This is a genomic window from Carnobacterium sp. (assembly GCF_032094055.1).
Lineage (GTDB): Bacteria > Bacillota > Bacilli > Lactobacillales > Carnobacteriaceae > Carnobacterium_A.
The window spans coordinates 2208-2870 of sequence record NZ_DAMDAK010000137.1; the positions used below are offsets into that span (position 1 = coordinate 2208).

The window sequence follows — 663 nt, forward strand, 5'->3', positions numbered from 1 at the left end:
AGTTGATTTAAACGTGTTTCTTATCTCTTATCTTTCTAATTTATTGATTAATAAAATGTAGACTGATCATTAGGTTTTATATTATAAATAGTTTTTATTAAAATAAAGTATTAGACTCAATAGTAGCTATGTAATTATTATACAGTTAATAAGAACAATTCTGAGAAGATGTGTACGTAGTAATAAAATGGGAGAGGAATAATTTGAATCAAAATAAACCGATAGAAACAGAAGAAAAAATATCTATCATACAAAAAATGAAAAAATGGGCTAGAAACTAAAAAAAAACAACTTCTTGTACTTTATTTGGCATATCGAGATGAAAGAGTCCCTTGGTATGCTAAATTATTTACAATGCTTGTTGTTGCGTATGCTTTTAGTCTTATAGATTTAATCCCAGACTTCATTCCAATCTTGGGGTATCTTGATGATTTGATTCTTGTACCATTAGGTGTATACTTGGCATTAAAACTGATTCCTAAAGAAGTGTTGGAGGATTGTAAAAGAAAGGTAGAGGAAAGACAGATAACAAGCAAACCAAAGAATTGGATAACAGGCATTATTATCATTACTCTCTGGATCCTTGTCTTTGTATGGGCTGTAAAAATTGCAAACCTGATTATTTTCAGGATGAAAGAATAAAGAAAGCTACAGAGTATATAC

At 29.1% G+C, this 663-nt stretch carries 1 protein-coding gene; it reads left to right on the forward strand.

Annotation, left to right across the window (positions count from 1 at the left end; translation table 11 throughout):
• Positions 1-306 precede the first annotated feature (306 nt).
• Positions 307-642 (forward strand): YkvA family protein, encoded by a 336-nt coding sequence (locus RT405_RS13285; RefSeq protein ID WP_042469516.1) that lies wholly within the window; start codon positions 307-309, stop codon positions 640-642.
• The last annotated feature ends 21 nt before the right edge of the window (positions 643-663 follow it).